The sequence below is a fragment of the Gemmata sp. SH-PL17 genome (assembly GCF_001610855.1).
GTDB lineage: Bacteria > Planctomycetota > Planctomycetia > Gemmatales > Gemmataceae > Gemmata > Gemmata massiliana.
The window spans coordinates 6877217-6895953 of record NZ_CP011271.1 but is presented as its reverse complement, the minus strand read 5'-3'; the positions used below and the strand labels follow the sequence as shown (position 1 = coordinate 6895953).

Below are 18737 nucleotides of genomic sequence, written 5' to 3'. Positions count from 1 at the left end.
CCGCCACACGTCGCGGCGCGTCCGCGGTTGCGTCCGACGTCTCGGATCACTGCCCAAAGCGCGCCATCGCACATACCGGTTACATACTTGTTCGGATGTACGGCTCCGGGTATCACGTTAGTACCGTGACTCTCCCTCCGGAGCGACCGCATGAATTCGTTGATACTTTCTCTCGCATTACTCGCGCCGGCGCAGCCGAAGCCCGACCCGAACGACATCGGTGTGCTGCCGGTCAGCACAGACGGCAAAGCGCTGAATCTCGACTTTGAAACCGGCGACCTGAAGGACTGGACCGCGGAGGGCGAAGCCTTCAAGGGCCAACCGATCAAGGGCGACACGGTGTTCGCGCGGCGCAACGACAACCGCAGCCGGCACCAGGGTCAGTTCTGGATCGGCGGCTACGAGAAGTTCGGCGACAAGCCGACCGGTACGCTCACGAGCGCGCCGTTCAAGGTGACGCACCCGTGGGCCAGTTTCCTCGTCGGGGGCGGGTCGCACACGCTCGACACGTGCGTCGAGATCGTGAGCGGGAAGGACGTGATCTTCCGCGCCACGGGGACGGACGAAGAGGACATGCGCCGGGTGTCCGTCGACCTGACGAAGTTCAAGGACAAAGTGATCTTCGTCCGCGTGGTCGATAAGGACGCGGGCGGGTGGGGGCACATCAACTTCGACGACTTCCGGTTCCACGAGAAGAAGCCCTCGTTCCCCGAGCGCCCGAAGGCGGAACTACCCGGCATCGCGGACGCTTACAAACACGCGGGTCTGAAGCCGCTCGACGCGGCCAAAGCGATGACCGTGCCGGACGGGTTCTCGGTCACGCTGTTCGCGGGCGAGCCGGACGTTCACCAGCCGGTCGCGTTCTGCATCGACCACCGCGGGCGGTTGTGGGTGGTCGAGGCGTATGTGTACCCGCGGCGCAACCCGGCGAAGGGGCCTATGCTCCCCGAGAAGGACAAGGCGCTGGGCGACAAGATCCTGATCTTCGAGGACACCGACGGCGACGGGAAGTTCGACAAGCGCACGGTGTTCATGGAAGGGTTGAACCTCGTTTCGGGCATCGAGGTCGGGTTCGGCGGTGTGTGGATCGGGGCCGCGCCGTACTTCCTGTTCGTCCCGCACGACGAGAAGACCGACAAGCCCGCGGGCGAACCGAAAATCCTGCTCGACGGCTGGGGCTACCAGGACACGCACGAGACGCTGAACAGTTTCATCTGGGGGCCGGACGGCTGGCTGTACGGGTGCCACGGCGTGTTCACGCACAGCCGCGTCGGTAAGCCGGGCACGCCGGACAATCAGCGGACGCCCATCAACGCGGGCATCTGGCGGTACCATCCTACGAAGCACGTCTTCGAGGTGTTCGCACGGGGCACGTCGAACCCGTGGGGTCTGGACTACAACGCGACCGGCGACTTCTTCATCGAAGCCTGTGTGATCCCTCACATGTGGCACATCATCCAGGGCGGGCGCTACATGCGCCAGGCGGGGACCGACTTCAACCCGTACACCTACGACGACATCAAGACGATCGCGGTCCACCGGCACTACGCCGGGGCCAACCCGCACGGCGGCAACGGGCGCAGCGACAGCGTCGGTGGCGGACACGCGCACGCGGGCCTGATGTGCTACCAGGGCGGCGCGTGGCCGAAGGAGTACCACGGCAAGCTGTTCATGGGGAACCTGCACGGCCACCGCATCAACGTGGACGTGGTCACCCCGAAGGGCAGCGGGTACGTGGCGGACCGCAACCCGGACTTCCTGCTGACCAACGACAAGTGGGCGATCCCGCTCGCGCTAAGATCCGGTCCGGACGGCAACGCCTACCTCATCGACTGGTACGACCAACAAATCTGTCACCTGAACCAACCGGAGAAGTGGGACCGCACCAACGGCCGCATCTACAAGATCTCGCACAAGGACGCGAAGCCGGTCAAGAACCTCGATCTGTCGAAGTGCAGCGACAAGGAGCTGTACGGGTATCAGACGCACGCGAACGACTGGTACGCGCGAACGGCGCGGCGCATCCTACAGGAGCGGTACCCGAACGGCGCCTGGAAAGAAGGCGAGAAGCCCAAGCCGGAAGTCCTCGAATGGTACGGCGATTTGATCCGGCGGTCGATCTCCACGCCGGACGAGGCGGTCCGGCTCCGCTTGTTGTGGACGCTGGAAGCGGTGGGAGGGCTGGGCGACAGCAGTTACGCGACGCGGATGCTGCGCGACGCGAGCCCGCAGGTGGCGGCCTGGTGCGTTCGGCTCGGCACGGAGAAAACGCCGGACTCGGCCGAGTTGCACCAATCGATTCGGATTCTTGCCGAAAAGGGACCGTCCCCGGTGGTGCGCGGCGCGATCGCTTCCGCCCTACAACGGATGCGGACCGAGAACCGAACACCGATCATTGCGGCCCTGCTCGCCCACACCGAAGACGCGACCGACCACAACCTCCCGTACCTCTACTGGTACGCGCTCGAACCGCTGTGCGCAGCAGATCCTGTGAAGGCGCTAGCTCTTGCGAGTGAAGGTAAGATTCCGTTTGTGTTCCAGTGTACAACGCGGCGCATCGGGGCGCTCGGATCGCCGGAAGCGTTCGATCTACTCACTAAGGCGCTCGCCGAGTCGAAGACGGAAGAACAGCGGGTCGCGTACCTTCACGGGCTGCAAGAGGGCGCGAAGGGCAAGCGTTCGCTCCCGATGCCGAAGGGGTGGGGCGCCGCGTTCGAGGCGCTCATGAAGTCCCCGGACGCGGGCGTTCGCCAGCAGTCGCTCGGGCTCGCAGTCGTATTCGGCGACAAGAACGCGCTCGGCACGCTGCGCAAGGTACTGACCGACGCGAGAGCCGATTCCGCCGCACGACTCGCGGCTCTGACCGCGCTGGTCGACGCGAAGGATGCCGAAACCGCGCCGCTCCTCCAGGCCGCGCTCGCGGACAAGAATCTCCGGACGGCCGCCCTGCGAGGATTGGCCGCGTTTGACGACGCGAAGACCCCGGCCGCGATCCTGGCTCAATACGCGAACTTCAACCTCGCGGAAAAGCGCGACGCGGTGGCGACGCTCGCCGCCCGCGCCGGCTTCGCGAAGGAGCTGATGAACGCGATCGCCGACAAGAAGATCCCCGCCACCGACGTGCCCGCGGAAATCGTCCGCCAGTTGCGCGGGTACCAGGACGCGGCCATTGACAAGCGCATCGCGGACCTGTGGGGCGTCGTGCGCGAGTCCCCGGAGGAGCGCAAGAAGCTGATCGCGTCGTGGAAGGCCAAGCTCACGAACGCCGCGATGCCGGCGCCGGACGTGAACCTGGGTCGCACCGTGTTCGCGAAAACGTGCATGCAGTGCCACACGCTCTACGCGGTGGGCGGGAAGGTCGGCCCGGAGATCACCGGGGCGAACCGTTCGAACATCGACTACCTGCTCGAAAACATCCTCGACCCCAGCGCGGTCATTCCGAAAGAGTACGCGGCCACGCGCATCGTGCTGACCGACGACCGCGTGGTGACCGGGATCGTGAAGAGCGAGGTGAACGGCGTGCTGACCGTGCAGACCGAGCGCGAGACGCTGACCATCTCCTCGAAGGACATCGCGAGCAGCAAGGCGTCGGAACTCTCGATGATGCCCGAGGACATTCTGAAACAGACGAGCGAGTACGAGTTCCGCTCGCTGATCGCGTACCTGCAAACCAACGGGCAGGTGCCGCTCCTGGCCACGGCCGACAACGCGAAGGACTTCTTCAACAGCAAGGATCTGACCGGTTGGGACGGCGACGACGGGTTGTGGGCGGTCGACAACGGCGAGATCGTCGGTAAGTCCACCACAGGATTGAAGAAGAACACGTTCCTGAAATCGCACGCGGCGGTCGAGAACTTCAAGCTCTCGCTCAAGGTGAAGCTCGCGCCGAACAAGGAGAACAGCGGGATTCAGTTCCGCAGCGTTCCGCTCCCCGACGGTGAGATGCGCGGCCCGCAGGCCGACATCGGCGCCGGGTGGTGGGGCAAGCTCTACGAGGAGAGCGGGCGCGGGCTGCTCGCGAAGGAGGGCGGTGAGCGGTTCGTGAAGCCCGACGAGTGGAACGACTACGTCGTGGAAGCCGTGGGCGGGCACGTGAAGATTTGGATCAACGGCAACCTGTGTACGGACTACACGGACGACAAGCTCGCCCGGCGGGGCGTGGTCGGGTTGCAGTTGCACAGCGGCGGCCCGCTCGAAGTGCGCTTCAAGGACATCAAGCTGGAAGTGCTGAAGTAACAACGCAAATGAAGGCACGGGGCAAAACTCCGTGCCTTCATTTTTTCTGGGCATTTCTCGCCCACACCTGGCCAACGATTGCCCATTCCCCCCGCCCGGATTCCCGCGTAATCTGGCGGTGGGCCTGTGCGCGCCCAATATCGGGTCGGCGCACCGGTTGCACTTCGCCTTTGCCCCGATTCCCTAAAATTCGAGGTTGCGAATGTCCCATCTGAACCGTCGCGACTGGCTCAAAGTGGCTGCCGTTGCGCCCGCGGCACTGGTCGCCTTCCCGCGGACCGTGTTCGCGGCGCCGAGCGCCGACGACGTGAAGGCCGTTGTCGACAAGGCCCTCAAGTTCTTCAAGACGGCTCAGAAGGAGAACGGGAGTTTCGGAACCCCGCGGTCCGGCGAGCCGGGGCTGACCGCACTCATCGTCTCCGCGCTCGTTAAGAACGGGGTCTCGGCCGAAGATCCGACTATCGCCAAGGGGCTCAAGTACCTCGAATCGAAGATTCAAAAAGACGGCGGCGTGTACGATCAGGGGCTGTCCAACTACATGACGTCCCTCGCCATCATGACGTTCAAGGAGGCGAACGCCGGGGGCAAGTACGACAAGGTGATCGAGAGCGCTGGGAAGTACGTGAAGTCGCTCCAGTTCGCCGAGGGGCTGACCGAGAAGGACGCGAACTTCGGCGGGGCCGGGTACGACAAACCGGGCGGGCGGGCACGGCCGGACATGTCGAACACGCACTTCATGGTCGAGGCGCTACTGGCGTCCGGCGTGAGCAAGGACGACCCGTCCATCAAGCGGGCGCTCGTTTACATCAGCCGGAGCCAGAACCTGGCGAGCGACGAGTTCAACAACCTGCCGTTCGCGAAGAAGGCGGGCGAGGCCGACAAGGGCGGGTTCGTCTACAACCTGTCCGACGCAGACAACCCCAAGAGCCCCAAGCTGACCGCCGAGGGCGGGCTGCGGAGCGAGGGCGGGATGACCTACGCGGGCCTCAAGAGCTTCCTGTACGCGGGCGTGGGCAAGGACGACAAGCGCGTCCAGGCCGCGGTGAACTGGGTGCGCCAGCACTACACCGTGACCGAGAACCCGGGGCAGAAGGACTCGGGCCTGTACTACTACTACCACACGTTCGCCAAGGCGATGGACGCGCTCGGCGAGGACGAGTTCGTCGACGCCAAGGGGACCAAGCACGACTGGCGCCAGGAACTGTTCGACGAACTCAAGAAGCGCCAGAAGGAAAACGGGAGCTGGGCCAACTCCAACGGCGCGTTCCTGGAAAACCTGCCCGAACTCGCCACCGCGTTCGCAGTTCTTTCAATCAGCTATTGCAAAAAGAAGTAGGTCGTTGTTACCGGCCCCGACCCGAGGAGCGGGCGAAAATTTCACTCGTTCGTTGACTTGGAAACGAGCGAGGGAATCTCACCGGCCGGCTGACACCGGCCGTTCGCCCAGAGTCTCCAGGCGAACGGCCGGTGTCAGCCGGCCGGTGGAGCATTGGAGTGTGAAGCGCCGCTTGATCTTTGGTGAGACCCTTGGCCGCGAGGATGTCAGCCGACCGGTGGAGTGTGGAAGTGTGAAGCCAGTAGCCCGCACCAAACTTTAAACCCAACCTACAAAACACATCAACGAGGGCGGGCCGTGGATCTTCCACGGCCCGCCCTCGTTGATAACGTCATTGGTCGCGCGAAATCAGAACCCGACAGCCGGACCGTCACCGGCCGGTGCGCGTTCAGCCCGGAGGCTCCGACGGGCGCGGGGAGAGAGGCGCTCGTCGCGGGCTTCGGCCACGACCACCGCGAGGTGGTGCCGGGCGGCGGCTTCGCGGGCCGCTTCGTCGGCCGTCAGACACGGGTCGAGCAGGAGCATCGTCAACACGTCGAGTTCGCGTTCCATGACGTTGATTTCCTCAAGTGTGGGCCGGGCGCTCGTTGCTGTTAACCTCGTAACGCCTCAAGGGATGATCGTTTGCGCCGGAACGTCCCTCGGAAATATCGCGTAAAAACTACAGTTCGGGTCGTGTGCGTGGAAAGGGTTACACGGCAAGGGAGCCGGGCAGATCCACGCCCCCGATGTCCAACCACCAGTCACCGTCGTCCGGGTTCGCGTCAATTGCGGGGTCGAGGAAGAACCGGGGGGCCGTCGCGTCAATCTGGGTGGATTGTGTCAGGTCGGAGAGGGCATCCACGGGGGTCATCGTGAATCTCGCACTGTATTTGTTGCCGAACCGCGACCCGTTCGCGTGTTCGATGCGAGTAGTAACGCAGCGGGCGTGCCACTCGCGGTACGAAAATCTGCGATTCATCGAGGTGCCCGGCGCGCGACGTTAAATCCGATAATGACTCCGCTGTCTCCCTCGAAGCGCCAAATTGCCCATGCTTCCCGTGCGAACTTGTCGCACGGGAGATGTGTCTGTGCTAACTCCCCCGAGGACCGTTCGTGTACACACCGCCGTACTTCGCCGAGACCGACCGCACCGCGCTCCACGATCTCATTGAGCGCCACAGTTTCGGCGTGCTCGTGTCGCTCGTGGACGGGGTACCGTTCGCGACGCACTTGCCCTTCCTTCTCGACCGTGACGCGGGCACACACGGCACACTCGTTGGTCATATGGCCCGCGCGAACCCGCACTGGCGCGAACTAGTCGCGCAGCCTGTACTCGCGGTGTTCAGCGGGCCGCACGCCTACATCTCGCCGACGTGGTACGAGAGCACGCACGTCGTCCCTACCTGGAACTATGTCGCGGTTCACGTGACCGGGCGCGCGACACTTGTCGAAGAACGCGACGCGCTACTCGATATCGTTCGGCGCACCGTCACCTACTACGAGTCCGCGCTGCCGAACCCGTGGGTGATGGACGAGTCCGGCACGTTCGTGGACCGGCTCCTGCTGCAAATCGTCGGGTTCCGGATCGAGATCACGAAAATTGAAGGGAAGCAGAAACTCAACCAGAACCACCCCACCGAGCGCCGGGAGAAAGTGATCCGCGCATTACAGTCACAGGATGACGAGAACGCCACAGACATCGCGGCACTGATGCGAGCCACACTCGAGGCCGGGGGATAAAGGGCGATCGAACACTACCGTTGTTGCGGCGCGGATATTTCACTTGTTTGGCTGCAAAATCAGGATATTTGTGCCCCCTTGATTCGCGTCCGGTCCGTAGACCAGTGGGCGCGTTCCACAGCTGGCTGAATTCCCAGTTCTCACCTCAAATTTCTAAACACCGCCCCTTATGCCGTGACGAATCGGCGCAATTTTGCCTTGCTCCGCGCAGTTGCCGTTCGATATTCTGCATAGTTAATCGCTCGGACAATTGCCATTAGTGACATATTCCAAAAATGTTTGGTATGTCTACTCGAGGTTCCATCGCGCGGCCCCGTTTATCCCGAACTTCGCGAGGCCCGTGAATCATCTGATCGACCCTCGTCCGACGAGCGCCCCCAATGCCCCCCTCCGCCCCTACCCCCCCGGACTTTCGGCTCCTCTTCGAGTCGGCCCCCGGGCTGTACCTCGTTCTGCTCTCTAATTCCCCCGATTTTACGATTGCAGCGGTCAGTGAGGCGTACCTCCGCGCGACCATGACGGAGCGCGCGGCGATCCTCGGGCGCGGGATCTTCAACGTGTTCCCGGACAACCCGAACGACCCCGGGGCCACGGGCGTGCGCAACCTGCGCGCGTCCCTGGAGCGCGCGCTGGACCTCCGCAAGCCGGACGCGATGGCCGTGCAAAAGTACGACGTCCGGCGCCCGAGCGACGAGGGCGGGGGGTTCGAGGAGCGGTACTGGAGCCCCGTGAACTCGCCGGTGCTCGGACCGGACGGGCGCGTCGCGTACATCGTCCACCGCGTCGAGGACGTCACCGAGTTCGTTCACCTCCGCCTGCGCGGGATCGACCACGAGAAGCGCGCGGACGACCTGATCGCGCGCGGGCAGAGGCTCGAAGCCGAGGTCTTCCTACGGGCGCAGCAGATCCAGGAAGCGAACCGGCAGCTCCGCGAGGCGAACGAGGAGCTCACCCGCCTCAAGGCGGAACTCGAAGAGCGCGTGCGCGAGCGCACGGCTCAGTTGACGGAAGCCAACGACCACCTCCAAGCCGAAGTGAACTCGCGCCTCAGGTCCGAACAAGAACTGTGGCGGAAGCGCGAGAAGCTGCGGGTGACGCTGGAGAGCATTGGCGACGCGGTGATCGCCACCGATACGCAGGGATTAGTGACGGTGCTCAACCCGGTGGCCGAGCGCCTCACCGGGTGGGCGACCGCGGACGCCACCGGCGCACCGATCGGAGATTTGTTCCGGGTCGTCAACCAACACACTCGGGAACCGGTCGAGAACCCCGTAGCGCGAGTTCTGGCCGACGGCGAGAACGCCGAACTAGCACGCGGCACCGTTCTGATCGCCCGGGACGGCACCGAGCGCCCGATCGACGATTCGGCCGCACCGATCCGGGCCGACGACGGTGCGATCCTCGGCGCGGTCCTGATTTTCCGCGACGTGACCGAGCGGTGCGTGGCCGAAGACGCCTTGCGGCGCGAGCGGACGCTCCTGCGCACGCTCATTGATGCCCTCCCGATCGCCATCTGGACAAAGGACGCGGACGCGCGGTTCGTCGTCAGCAATCAGGCCCACGTCGGACTGGTCCGGGCAGCGGACGAAGCGGCAATCACGGGAAAAACCGGATTCGACTTCCACCCACCCGATCTCGCGCAGGAGTACCACGAAGACGATCTGCGCGTTCTCCGCGACGGCGAAACGGTCTTCAACAAAGAAGAGTTGGTGCGCGACCCCGAAGGGCGCGAGCGCTGGCACCTCGTTCTGAAAACGCCCCTGCGCGGCACGAACGGGGAAATTGTGGGATTGGTCGGCGCCAGCCGGAACATTCAGTCGCTCAAGGAGACCGAGAACGCTCTGCGTGCGAGCGAGGCCATGCTACGCGGGGCGTTCGAGGACTCGAACGTGCCGATGGTCATCACGGCACTGGACCACCGGTTCCTCCGGGCCAATGCCGCGTTCGCCCGGCTGTTCGGCTACACGCAGGCCGAAATGCTGAACATGTCGACGGCGGACGTGACCTACCCCGACGACCTGCCCGAGAGCTACGCCCGCCGGGAACTGCTCCTGGCCGGCGCGTCGCACTTCGTTCAGCACAAGCGCTACGTCCACAAAGACGGGCACATCCTGTGGGGGGTGACGAGCGTGTCGCTCGTCCGTGACGAGCGCGGGCACCCGGCGCTCTACGTCGGTCAGGTACAGGACGTCACCGATCGAAAGCTGGCGGAAGAGGAACTGCGCGAAAGCGAGTGGCGGTTCCGGGCGTTCTTCGACGCGACCACCGCCGGCATGGTCGAACTCTCGCCGGATGCACGTATTCTGAACGCGAATCAGGCGTTCTGCCGGATGATTGGGTACACCGAGGAGGAACTGCGCGCGCGGGCCGTGTCGGACTTTGTGTACCCCGAAGACCTGAAGGACGTGCTGCGCCAATACGAGCACATCGGGCGGGCCGAGGGCGCTTCATACGAGGCGGACCGGCGCTACCGGCGAAAGGACGGGAGCACCCTTTGGGCGCGGATCTGCGTGGTCGCCGCGCGCGACGCGACCGGGCGCCCGGTCCGGGCCTCGGCCGTAATAATCGACATCTCGGACCGGCGCGCGGCGGAGGAGTCCCTGCGCGTCAGCGAGGAGCGGTTCCGGCTCGTGGTGGACGGAGTTCGGGACTACGCGGTGTTCATGCTCGACCCGGCCGGCCACGTGCTCACCTGGAACGCCGGAGCCGAGCGCCTCTTCGGGTACGCGGCCGCGGGCATCGTCGGGTGCCACTACTCCGCCTTCTACCGCCCCGAAGACCTCGACGCGGGTCGGGCCGAGGAGGAACTGCGGTTGGCCGTTCTGCGCGGGCGCTTCGAGGACGAGGCGTGGCAGTTGCGCAAGGACGGGACGCGATTCTGGGGCGGGGTCGTCATCACGGTGCTGCACGACGGGTCCGGGGAACTCCGCGGGTTCACGAAAGTGGTCCGCGACCTGACCGAGCGCCGGCGCCTGGAAGACCAGTTCCGGCAGGCCCAGAAGATGGACGCCATTGGCCGTCTGGCGGGCGGTGTGGCGCACGACTTCAACAACCTGCTCACTGTTATTAACGTGTCGGGACAGCTCCTGATGGAGCAACTCCCCCCGCGCGACCCGGGGCGCCGGCTCGTGAAGGAGATTGCGACCGCGGGCGAGCGGGCGACCGCGCTAACGGCCAAGCTCCTCGCGTTCAGCCGCAAGGCCATCGTGGAGCCGCGCGTCCTCGATCTGAACGAAGTGGTGACGCAATCGGAACTGCTCCTGCACCGGATTCTGGGCGAGGACGTGCGCCTGGCGACGGCGCTGGACCCGAACCTGCGCCCGGTCAAAGTGGACCCGACGCACGCGGAGCAGATCGTCATTAACCTCGCGGTCAACGCGCGCGACGCGATGCCCCGTGGGGGCCAACTGACCATCGAAACCCGTAACGTGACGCTCCGGGAAGAGGACGCGGTCACGTACCCGGAGCTCCCGTGCGGGCGGTACGTCCTCATGGCCGTTTCGGACACTGGAACCGGGATGACGGACGAGGTGAAGGCGCGGATCTTCGAGCCGTTCTTCACGACCAAAGAGGTCGGCAAGGGAACAGGGTTGGGGTTGGCGATGGTGTACGGGGCCGTCAAAACGCACCGCGGACACATCGCCGTTTATAGCGAGGTCGGTGTGGGTACGACGTTCAAAATTTTGCTGCCGGTGACTGACGAAACGCGCCCGGGACCGCGGTCCGGCGAGATCCGGACCGTTCCGCGGGGTGCGGAGACGATCCTGCTCGTCGAGGACGAAGACACGGTCCGGCGCCTGGCCCGGCTCGCGCTGGAGATGCACGGGTACACGGTTCTGGAAGCGAACGGGGGCGTGGAGGCAGTGCGCATGGGGGCAGAGCACCCGACCCCAATTCACATGCTGGTGTCCGATGTCGTGATGCCGGTCATGGGCGGGCGCGAGGTCGCCGAGGCGCTGCGTGCGCAGAGACCGGGGGTCAAAGTTTTGTTCGTGAGTGGATACACGGACGACGCGATCGTGCGGCACGGGATCGTGGAAGCGACCGATGCGTTCCTCCAGAAACCGTTCACGCCCACCTCGCTCGCGCGGAAGGTACGGGCCGTACTCGACGGGACCGAGTAAGTCAGTTGGGGACTTCGAGGGCCGCAAACAGATCTTCGACGTTATCCGCGCGCTTCACCGCATCGAAGCGCGTGAAGCTCCCGAACTGGGCGGCCAGCCGGAGCCACTGCTTGAGCCGGCTCACGTTCTTATTAGACCGCATCATGTCGAACCGGCGCGACCACTCCACGAGCGCCCGTAACTGAGCAAGCCAGTCGAACGGCACATCCGGGGGAGCGTTTTCCGAGAGTTGGCGCAGTCCGAGTTCGGCCGCGACGCGGTGCGCGAGCCGCGGGTCCGCGAGCGCCCCGCGCCCGAGCATGAAGTGCCGGCACCCGGTCGCGTCGCGGCACCGGCGGAAGTCGTCAATCGTCCAGATGTCCCCGTTGGCCACGACCGGCAGCCCGAGCCGCTCGCGCACCTTCCCGATCGGCTCCCAGTGGATCGGCGGGGCGTACCCCGCGACGCGCGTGCGCCCGTGGATCGTGATCCACGACGCCCCGCCCTCGGCCGCCATCGTCGCGTTCTCGTGAATCGCGTCGATCCCGTCCCAGCCGAGCCGCAGCTTCGCCGACACCGGCACCGTGCGCGGGAGCGCGGCGCGGATCGCGGTAACGATCTCGCGGATGCGCTTCGGGTGGCGCAGGAGAGCAGCTCCGCCGTCATGCCGGTTCACGGTGGGCGCGGGGCACCCGAAGTTGATGTCGACAGCCGTTGCGCCGAGTTCGTGCGCGCGGACGGCCGATTCCGCCATCAGGTTCGCGTCGCCGCCCAACAGTTGAACTTGAACGGGGAGCCCGGTCAGCGTTTTCGCGTCGGTGTCCAGTTCGGGAACGTGGTCGCGGAAGACGTGCCGGGGTGGGACCGCGTGACTGACGCGGAGGAACTCGGTAACGGCATAAGTGAACGCGCCCGCGTCCCCCTGGACCGCCCGCATGGGCGCATCGGTCACGCCCTCCATCGGCGCGAGAACCAGTGCGGGTTTATCAGCGTTGAGCATGAAGGTAGTGTATCACAGACTCACACCCAGGCTCCGAACGGCGGCGTGTACTCGACGCGGCCCGCAACCCCGGTGAGCGCGCCGGGCACCAACTCGGCCGCCATGAACGCTTCGCCCGAGAACGGGGAACTGAGCTTCGCGGCCAGCGCAGGCGAGAACCCGAACCGCGGGTAGAACGCCGGGTGCCCGAGTACGACGACGATCCGGTGCCCCCGGTCGCGGCACGCATCGAGTCCCGCGGGCACCAGTCGCGAACCAACGCCGAGATTCTGAAACTCCGGCAACACGGCCATTGGTGCAAACGCCAGAGCAGAAACAATTCCGCGTTCGGTGACGATCGGCAGATCGCTGAACAGAACGTGACCGACGATTCGTCCCTCGCATTCCGCAACGAGCGACGCGCGAACGTATCCGCCCGCGCGAAGCGCCTCGACCAGCTCGGCCTCCGCGTCCCCGTTGAACGCGAGCCGGTTCACGAGCCGGACGCCGTCGGCGTCGTTGGGAGCTTCGTCGCGGATCGTGTATACCGGCGCCGGTACCGCAACGAACCCACTTCCCGCACGCACAACGAGCGGTTCCGCCAGTTCCACCCAACCGCCCTCCCCCACGCGCGCTTTCGCCAGAAGGTGCGAGCGCGATCCGTCGTCCGTGAGCGCGAAGACGGTCACGGCGTGCCCCGATTCGACACCCTCCAAGTGGAACCGCGGAATGAGCCGATCTTCCGTGAAACGAAAGGTGTAGTGCGCGTCGCGATAGAGGTTCATCCGAGGCTTTCGGTGACGAATTGTTGGCGCCTTCGCTCAGTCATAGTGTAGGCCGCGATTATGAAACGAACCGGCCCGCGAGCAACAGCTCGCGGGCCGGTTCGTAATGTAGTCGGGCTGTGCCCGACGCGAACACTCATTCGCACTATGCGTCGGGCACAGCCCGACCTACGAAACTCGTCTCGGCGCCTCAATTCTCAGTCGGAGATGTTGGCGAGGTAATCTTCGTACTTCTTGCGCGCCTTGAACTCGGTCGCGGTGTGCTCCTTCTCCTTCGCGGTCAGCGCGTCGATCTCTTTTTCCTGGTCCGAGAGCTTCTTCAGGTACGTCGCGTACACGTCCGCTTCCTTCGGGGTCTCGCGCAGGTTCTTCCGGATCCGTTCCTGATCGACACTGAGGCGCTGGAGTTCGGACTGAACCTGGCGCAGTTCGCGGAGCGTCACGTCCCAGTCGCTCTTGATCTTCAGCGCCTCCTGGAGCTTCGCCTTGAGACCCGCGCTGGCCTCGCTCAGCGAGACGAAGTACCGGATCTGGTTCTCGGACCCGTTAGTCAAGGCCATAGACTGCGCGACGTCCTTCTCTTCCTTGACCGTGAAGGACTTGGTTTCACCTGCCTTCACCTGAGTTTGGAACCGGAGCACCTCGGGGGTATCCTCGGCGGGCTTGTCCGTGTCCACGAGCTTGAACTGCTGGTTCTTGCGGTTCGGGTGTTCGATCAACAGAGTGCGGTCCGTCTGCGACCGGTTCACGGCCTTGTACGTCGTCTCTTCCGTGATCTTCGTGGTGGTGGTCACAATGCCTTTGACGGCCTTGACGCTGGTGATCTTCTGCTTGCCCGCGCCGGCCTTCGGATCGACCTCGGTACCCAGGTCGATCGCGTAGCTCAGGAGTCGCTCCTCGTTGGGCTGGACGTCCAGAACGCGCGTGTCCCCGGCGTAGGTGCTCCCCTCGAACACGGTGATCGGCCCTTGATTCAGGTGCGCGCCACTGGTGTTCTTGAGGCGCAGCCCGAGCAGCGGGTGCTTCGCTTGCACGCCCGCGTTGTAGATCGAGACGCGCGTCCCTTCGATGTCCTTACCCACGATCGGGAGCAGCGCGCTCTTCTGCCGGACCAGCGTGACCGGGTGGTCGATCGTATACTGGAAGAAGTCGCCCAGCGCGCCCGCGGTTGCGGCATTCCCGACACTCCCCGTGCTCATCTTGCCCGCGAGTTCGCGGCCGAAGTCTTGCGCGTACCGCTTGTTTTCGGCTTCCTTGAACTTGTCTCGCGTGTCGGCGAGACCAAATTGAGCACCACCTCCGCCGAAGCCGCCGGCCCCACTTCCGGGACCGCCTCCGGGCATACCACCGGGACCGCCGAAACCAGGACCGCCGGGAGCCGGGGCCATCGGCGGGGCGAGAGAGAGTTTTTCCAAATGCCGCGGACCATTGTCGACCCGACCATCGTTCTTGAACCCACCGGAATACGTGACGGGGCGGAGCGAGGCGAAGAGTTCGGGTTCGACGGTGGGGCGGTTGATGTAGAGCGGGTTGTACAGGTCCATCTTGAACGAGATCGGACGCCCACTCACGAGTGCCATCTTGACCGTGGACCAGTCCTCGTCGGTCGGGTTCTCGACCATCGCCCAGCCCTGCAGATACGGCTTCTCTTGCTCCTTCATGAGCAACCGGTAACTGGTTTTCCAGATCGGTGCATCAATCACATACCCGACCTGAACTCTGCGCTTCCCCTCGCCCGCGAAGTGCAACTGAACCGCCTTCTTCTGGCTGTCATGCGACAGGGCCAGCACTTCTAACGCGCGCCGGAACTCGCTTTCGATTACAGGGTTCGAGAACCGGAGGGACTGGATGTCGCTCATCTTGATGGCGCGCATGCCCTCGGCGCACCACATGTTCAGCACTTCCGCGTCCGTGGTTTGGGTACCCGCGGGGACTTTCTGCTTCTCGACCCCGACGATGGTCCCGGTGAGCTTACCCGGCTGGTTCGCGGCCGTGGCACTGACCGCGACCTCAATGCGTTCCCCGCGCAACTGGCCGATGATGCCCGCGAATGTTGGGTTGTTGTTGAGGTTGATCGCGAACGAGCTGAGCGTGCGCGCGATAGGCTCGCGGGAGTCGTAGGACACGGCAGAAATGCGCCCGTTCCCGAAATCTTCGAGGACCATGCTTTTGAGCAGGTCGTTCACGTCACTTTCGGGGAACGTGAGATCGACGCGCGCGTCACCCTCCACCTCACCGCTTCGGGAGAAGTACCCCACGCCACTGTTGAACAGGACCACGCGGGAGATCGGGAGCGTGGTCGCGGGTTTGAGGTCTTGTTTCGCTTCGCCGGCCGCGCTGAGCCACTGATCGACGCCCACACCCAACCCGACCGCGCCCGCGACCGGGATGCCCAACAGCAGCCACTTCGCGCTAAACATGCCCAACCCTCGTGAAGAAGCCCCTGGCGGGGCGGGAAAGGTCGCAACGCAAATCACCCGATGCTAACGTATTCCGACGTTCTGGCCCCTCGGAGAGTTTGCGGTGCGGTGCGAATTGTTACACTTCGTTACCACAAATGAGAAGTTCACTCTGTTGGGGCGAACGTGTTTATTGGAGCGCGGTGAGTGTACCTGAACTGGCGCACTACGGGGAACGTCATTTCGGGTAACGGGCACGAGCGGGGACGCTGTTCTCACATCTTTCATCTCCCCGAATCGTTATTCTGGCCCGTAGTTTTTGAGGGTCGTACCCATGTCGTCGGCTGATATTCCCGTTCCCGATGTTCCCAATTCTCCCCCGCCCACAAGTAGTTCGCCCCCACCTGCAAGCGAGCCACACCCGTTTCTCCGGTGGGTGTCCACGAGCAACCCGTTCTACGTCATCAGCGCCGGGCTGTTCCTGTTCGGGCTGCGCATGTCGTTTAGCGCCCGGGAGCGCGACACCGATTCTTGGGCGCTAATGGGCGGACTGGCGGGTTACACGCTCCTGCTCGCGTCGGCCGCGCTGGTGTTGGTGCGGTTCGGTCGCGTGTGGAACGACGTCCGCACCGTGCTGCTGCTCGTGGTACTGATGTTCCTCTCGACGTCGGTCACGTTCGACGAATTGCTCGTGCTGAACCCCGGCCACGGGCGCGGGTACTTCGTCGGCGGGCTGGCGTTCGCGGTCGCGGTAACCGAGTTCGTTCTGCGAAGTATCCGGCTGCGGTTGCCCCTCGGTTTCCGCGTGCCGTATCACCTCGCGCTGGCGCTGTTCTTCCTGTACCCGCTCGCGCTCGTGGCCGTACTGTCCGACCCGCACAGTGAGGCGCTGATGTGGGGGCTATGGGGGTTCGCACCGGCCGCGGGGCTGGTGTTCCTGACGCTCGTTGTTGCGATCCGGCGCGGGCGCGGGTACGTGCGCGACAACGGCAGCCCGTGGCCGTGGCCGTTCTACCCGTGGTCGGTGTTCGTGTTCCTCGCGGTCGCCGTGTGCGGGCGCGCGTTCCTGCTGTGCTGGTCGTTCCACCTGCTGCCCAACGCCAGCGACCAACTCATTTTCGGGCCGTACTTTTTGGTGCCGTTCGGGTTCGTGATCGCGATTCTGTTGCTAGAACTCGGACTCGTGGAAAAGAGCCGCGCGACGCAGTGGGTGGCGCTAGCGGTACCGGTGGGGTTGGTGGCGCTGGCCGCGGTGGGGCACCGAAGTGACGCGATCTACCGGGAGTTCCTCGACCACTTCGCGACGCGGCTCGGCGGTACCCCGCTGTTCGTGACGCTCCTCGCAGCGGGAGCGTTTTATCTTTATGCGTGGGCTCGCGGTGTTGCACTTGCCCCGGATGCACTGAGCGTTGTGTTCGCGGTGCTGGCGCTCGTGAAGCCGAACACCCTCACGTTCGACGACGTGATTGCGCCGCAACCGGCGTTTCTGGCTGCGGCGGTCGTGCTCGCGGTTTGGATCTCGTTGTGGCGCCGCGACTGGTGGCGCCGCGCGATTGGTGCTGCGGTGGCGATCGGGTGGGCGGGAACTGTCGCGTGGCGCTCGTACCGCGCGCTGCGCGAGGACGCCCCCGGCCTCGATTTCCTCGTTCTGGGAGTGGCGCTACTGCCGATCGCGGTGATGATTAGTCTCGTGAAAGGCGGGGTGCGGTTGCGCTGGCTCGAACGTTGGCTCGGTCGCGCACCGAACCCGACCGGGTGACCGATTACTCAGCGCGTGAAGAGGAACTGGCACCTCTACGCGCGGTACCGGCTCACCGTGAGTGACACGTTCTGGCCGCCGAATCCGAAACTGTTCGAGAGGATGTGATCGACCCGGACCTCGCGGGCCGCGTTGGGGATGTAGTCCAGATCACAGACTGGGTCTTTCGTCTCGTAGTTGATGGTTGGCGGGAGCACGCCCGAGCGGATCGCCATCACAGAAATCACCAGTTCGACGGCCCCGGCAGCAGCGATCAAGTGCCCGAGCATGCTCTTACTGCTCGAAACGGGGATCTTGTGGGCGTAGTCGCCGAACACAGATTTGATCGCCACCGTTTCCATCGCGTCGTTCGCGGTGGTGCTGGTGCCGTGGGCGTTGATGTAGCCGATGTCGATGGGGCGCAGCCCGGCGTCTGCGAGGGCATTCGCCATGCACCGGATCGCGCCCCTACCCGCGGGGTGGGGGTCGGTCATCCGGTACGCATCGGCCGTGGAGCCGTAGCCGGTGAGTTCGGCGTAGATCGTCGCACCGCGTGCCTTCGCGTGTTCCAGTTCCTCCAGAACCACGACTCCCGCGCCTTCACCGATCACGAACCCGTCGCGCGTGAGGTCGAACGGCCGGCTCGCCGTTTGGGGGCTGTCGTTCCGTTGCGACAGGGCGCTGAGTCGAGTGAACCCGGCGACCCCGAGCGGGTGCAACATGCTCTGCGATCCGCCCGCGACCATCGCGTCCGCGTCGCCGGCACGGATCAGCTCCGCGGCCTCGCCGATCGCTTGCGACCCGGCCGCGCACGCGGTGAGGCAGGACACGTTCGGGCCGTCCAGCGCGAACAGGTTCGCCAGGTGGCCGATCGTGGTGTGCGTTTCGACCTCGGACTCGTTCCGTGCGTCGAGGACTGGTCGCAGAGCCGTGATGAACCGCACGGGGTCGGCGCGGTCGCTGCCGCTCGTAACCGCCGCCGCGGTGCTGTTAATGAGCCCGGCGAAGTTCTCTTGCCCCTCGCCGGTCCCAAGGTAGATGCCGATCCGCCCCCGGTCACCGTGGGACTCATCCAATAGTTCGGCGTCCGCAAGTGCCTGCTGCGCGGCGCCGAGCGCGAACCGAGTGTTCAACCCGCTGTGGGTAAACGGAGTGGCGTCCTTCAGGTACTTCACGAGATCGAAGTGTTTCACTTCCGAGGCGAACGTCGTGGCGAGGGTCGAGGCGTCGAACCGCGAAATCGGCCCGACCGCCGTGCGCCCCTCGATCTGCGAAGCGAATAACTCGCCCACGCTGTGCCCCAGCGGGGTGATAACGCCCATCCCGGTGATGACGACACGTCTGCGCATTTACGCTTACTCTATCGGCGAACGGCCGGTATAAACCGGCTGGTAAAAGCCCACACAACAACCGGCCGGCTCACACCGGCCGTTCGCCCG

General features: G+C 64.7%; 11 protein-coding genes. 5 read left to right on the top strand and 6 right to left on the bottom strand.

Features of this window, described 5'->3' with window-relative positions:
- Positions 1-150: 150 nt before the first annotated feature.
- Both VT84_RS28435 and VT84_RS28430 read left to right on the top strand, forming a co-directional pair.
- Positions 151-4236 carry a PVC-type heme-binding CxxCH protein gene (locus VT84_RS28435; RefSeq protein WP_082841873.1) on the top strand — a complete coding sequence of 1362 codons (4086 nt, stop codon included), beginning with the start codon at positions 151-153 and terminating at the stop codon, positions 4234-4236.
- A gap of 202 nt (positions 4237-4438) precedes the next feature.
- The gene (locus tag VT84_RS28430) at positions 4439-5572 is read left to right on the top strand and encodes a prenyltransferase/squalene oxidase repeat-containing protein (RefSeq protein ID WP_082841872.1); all 1134 of its coding nucleotides are present in this window, start codon (positions 4439-4441) and stop codon (positions 5570-5572) included.
- Positions 5573-5920: 348 nt separating this feature from the next.
- Here the strand turns inward: VT84_RS28430 and VT84_RS28425 are convergent, their stop codons facing one another.
- Positions 5921-6124 (bottom strand): hypothetical protein, encoded by a 204-nt coding sequence (locus tag VT84_RS28425; RefSeq protein WP_052556163.1) that lies wholly within the window; start codon positions 6122-6124, stop codon positions 5921-5923.
- A 139-nt stretch (positions 6125-6263) separates the two neighbouring features.
- Positions 6264-6425, bottom strand: a complete 162-nt coding sequence (locus VT84_RS38955; protein WP_157469903.1) for a hypothetical protein — start codon at positions 6423-6425, stop codon at positions 6264-6266.
- 242 nt (positions 6426-6667) lie between these two features.
- On the opposite strand from VT84_RS38955, the gene VT84_RS28415 reads away from it, so the two are divergent.
- On the top strand, positions 6668-7294 hold the full coding sequence (locus tag VT84_RS28415; protein WP_082841870.1) for an FMN-binding negative transcriptional regulator: 627 nt from the start codon (positions 6668-6670) through the stop codon (positions 7292-7294).
- Positions 7295-7674: 380 nt separating this feature from the next.
- Positions 7675-11418, top strand: a complete 3744-nt coding sequence (locus VT84_RS28410) for a PAS domain S-box protein (RefSeq protein WP_082841869.1) — start codon at positions 7675-7677, stop codon at positions 11416-11418.
- A gap of 1 nt (position 11419) precedes the next feature.
- Here VT84_RS28410 and VT84_RS28405 read toward each other — a convergent pair whose 3' ends face one another.
- The 3 genes from VT84_RS28405 to VT84_RS28395 all read right to left on the bottom strand — a co-directional run bounded on the left by VT84_RS28405 (position 11420) and on the right by VT84_RS28395 (position 15581).
- Complete coding sequence (locus tag VT84_RS28405) at positions 11420-12397, bottom strand: tRNA dihydrouridine synthase (protein WP_239465488.1); 978 nt, start codon at positions 12395-12397, stop codon at positions 11420-11422.
- A 20-nt stretch (positions 12398-12417) separates the two neighbouring features.
- Positions 12418-13161: a GNAT family N-acetyltransferase gene (locus VT84_RS28400; RefSeq protein ID WP_082841868.1), complete on the bottom strand. Its 744-nt coding sequence runs from the start codon at positions 13159-13161 to the stop codon at positions 12418-12420.
- A gap of 197 nt (positions 13162-13358) precedes the next feature.
- A complete protein-coding gene (locus VT84_RS28395; RefSeq protein WP_052556158.1) occupies positions 13359-15581 on the bottom strand; it encodes a DUF4139 domain-containing protein in 2223 nt (740 codons plus the stop codon).
- 313 nt (positions 15582-15894) lie between these two features.
- Between VT84_RS28395 and VT84_RS28390 the strand changes: the two genes are divergently transcribed.
- Positions 15895-17319, top strand: a complete 1425-nt coding sequence (locus tag VT84_RS28390) for a hypothetical protein (RefSeq protein WP_157469901.1) — start codon at positions 15895-15897, stop codon at positions 17317-17319.
- A 35-nt stretch (positions 17320-17354) separates the two neighbouring features.
- Here the strand turns inward: VT84_RS28390 and VT84_RS28385 are convergent, their stop codons facing one another.
- Complete coding sequence (locus tag VT84_RS28385) at positions 17355-18647, bottom strand: beta-ketoacyl-[acyl-carrier-protein] synthase family protein (RefSeq protein WP_082841867.1); 1293 nt, start codon at positions 18645-18647, stop codon at positions 17355-17357.
- Between the last annotated feature and the right edge of the window lie 90 nt (positions 18648-18737).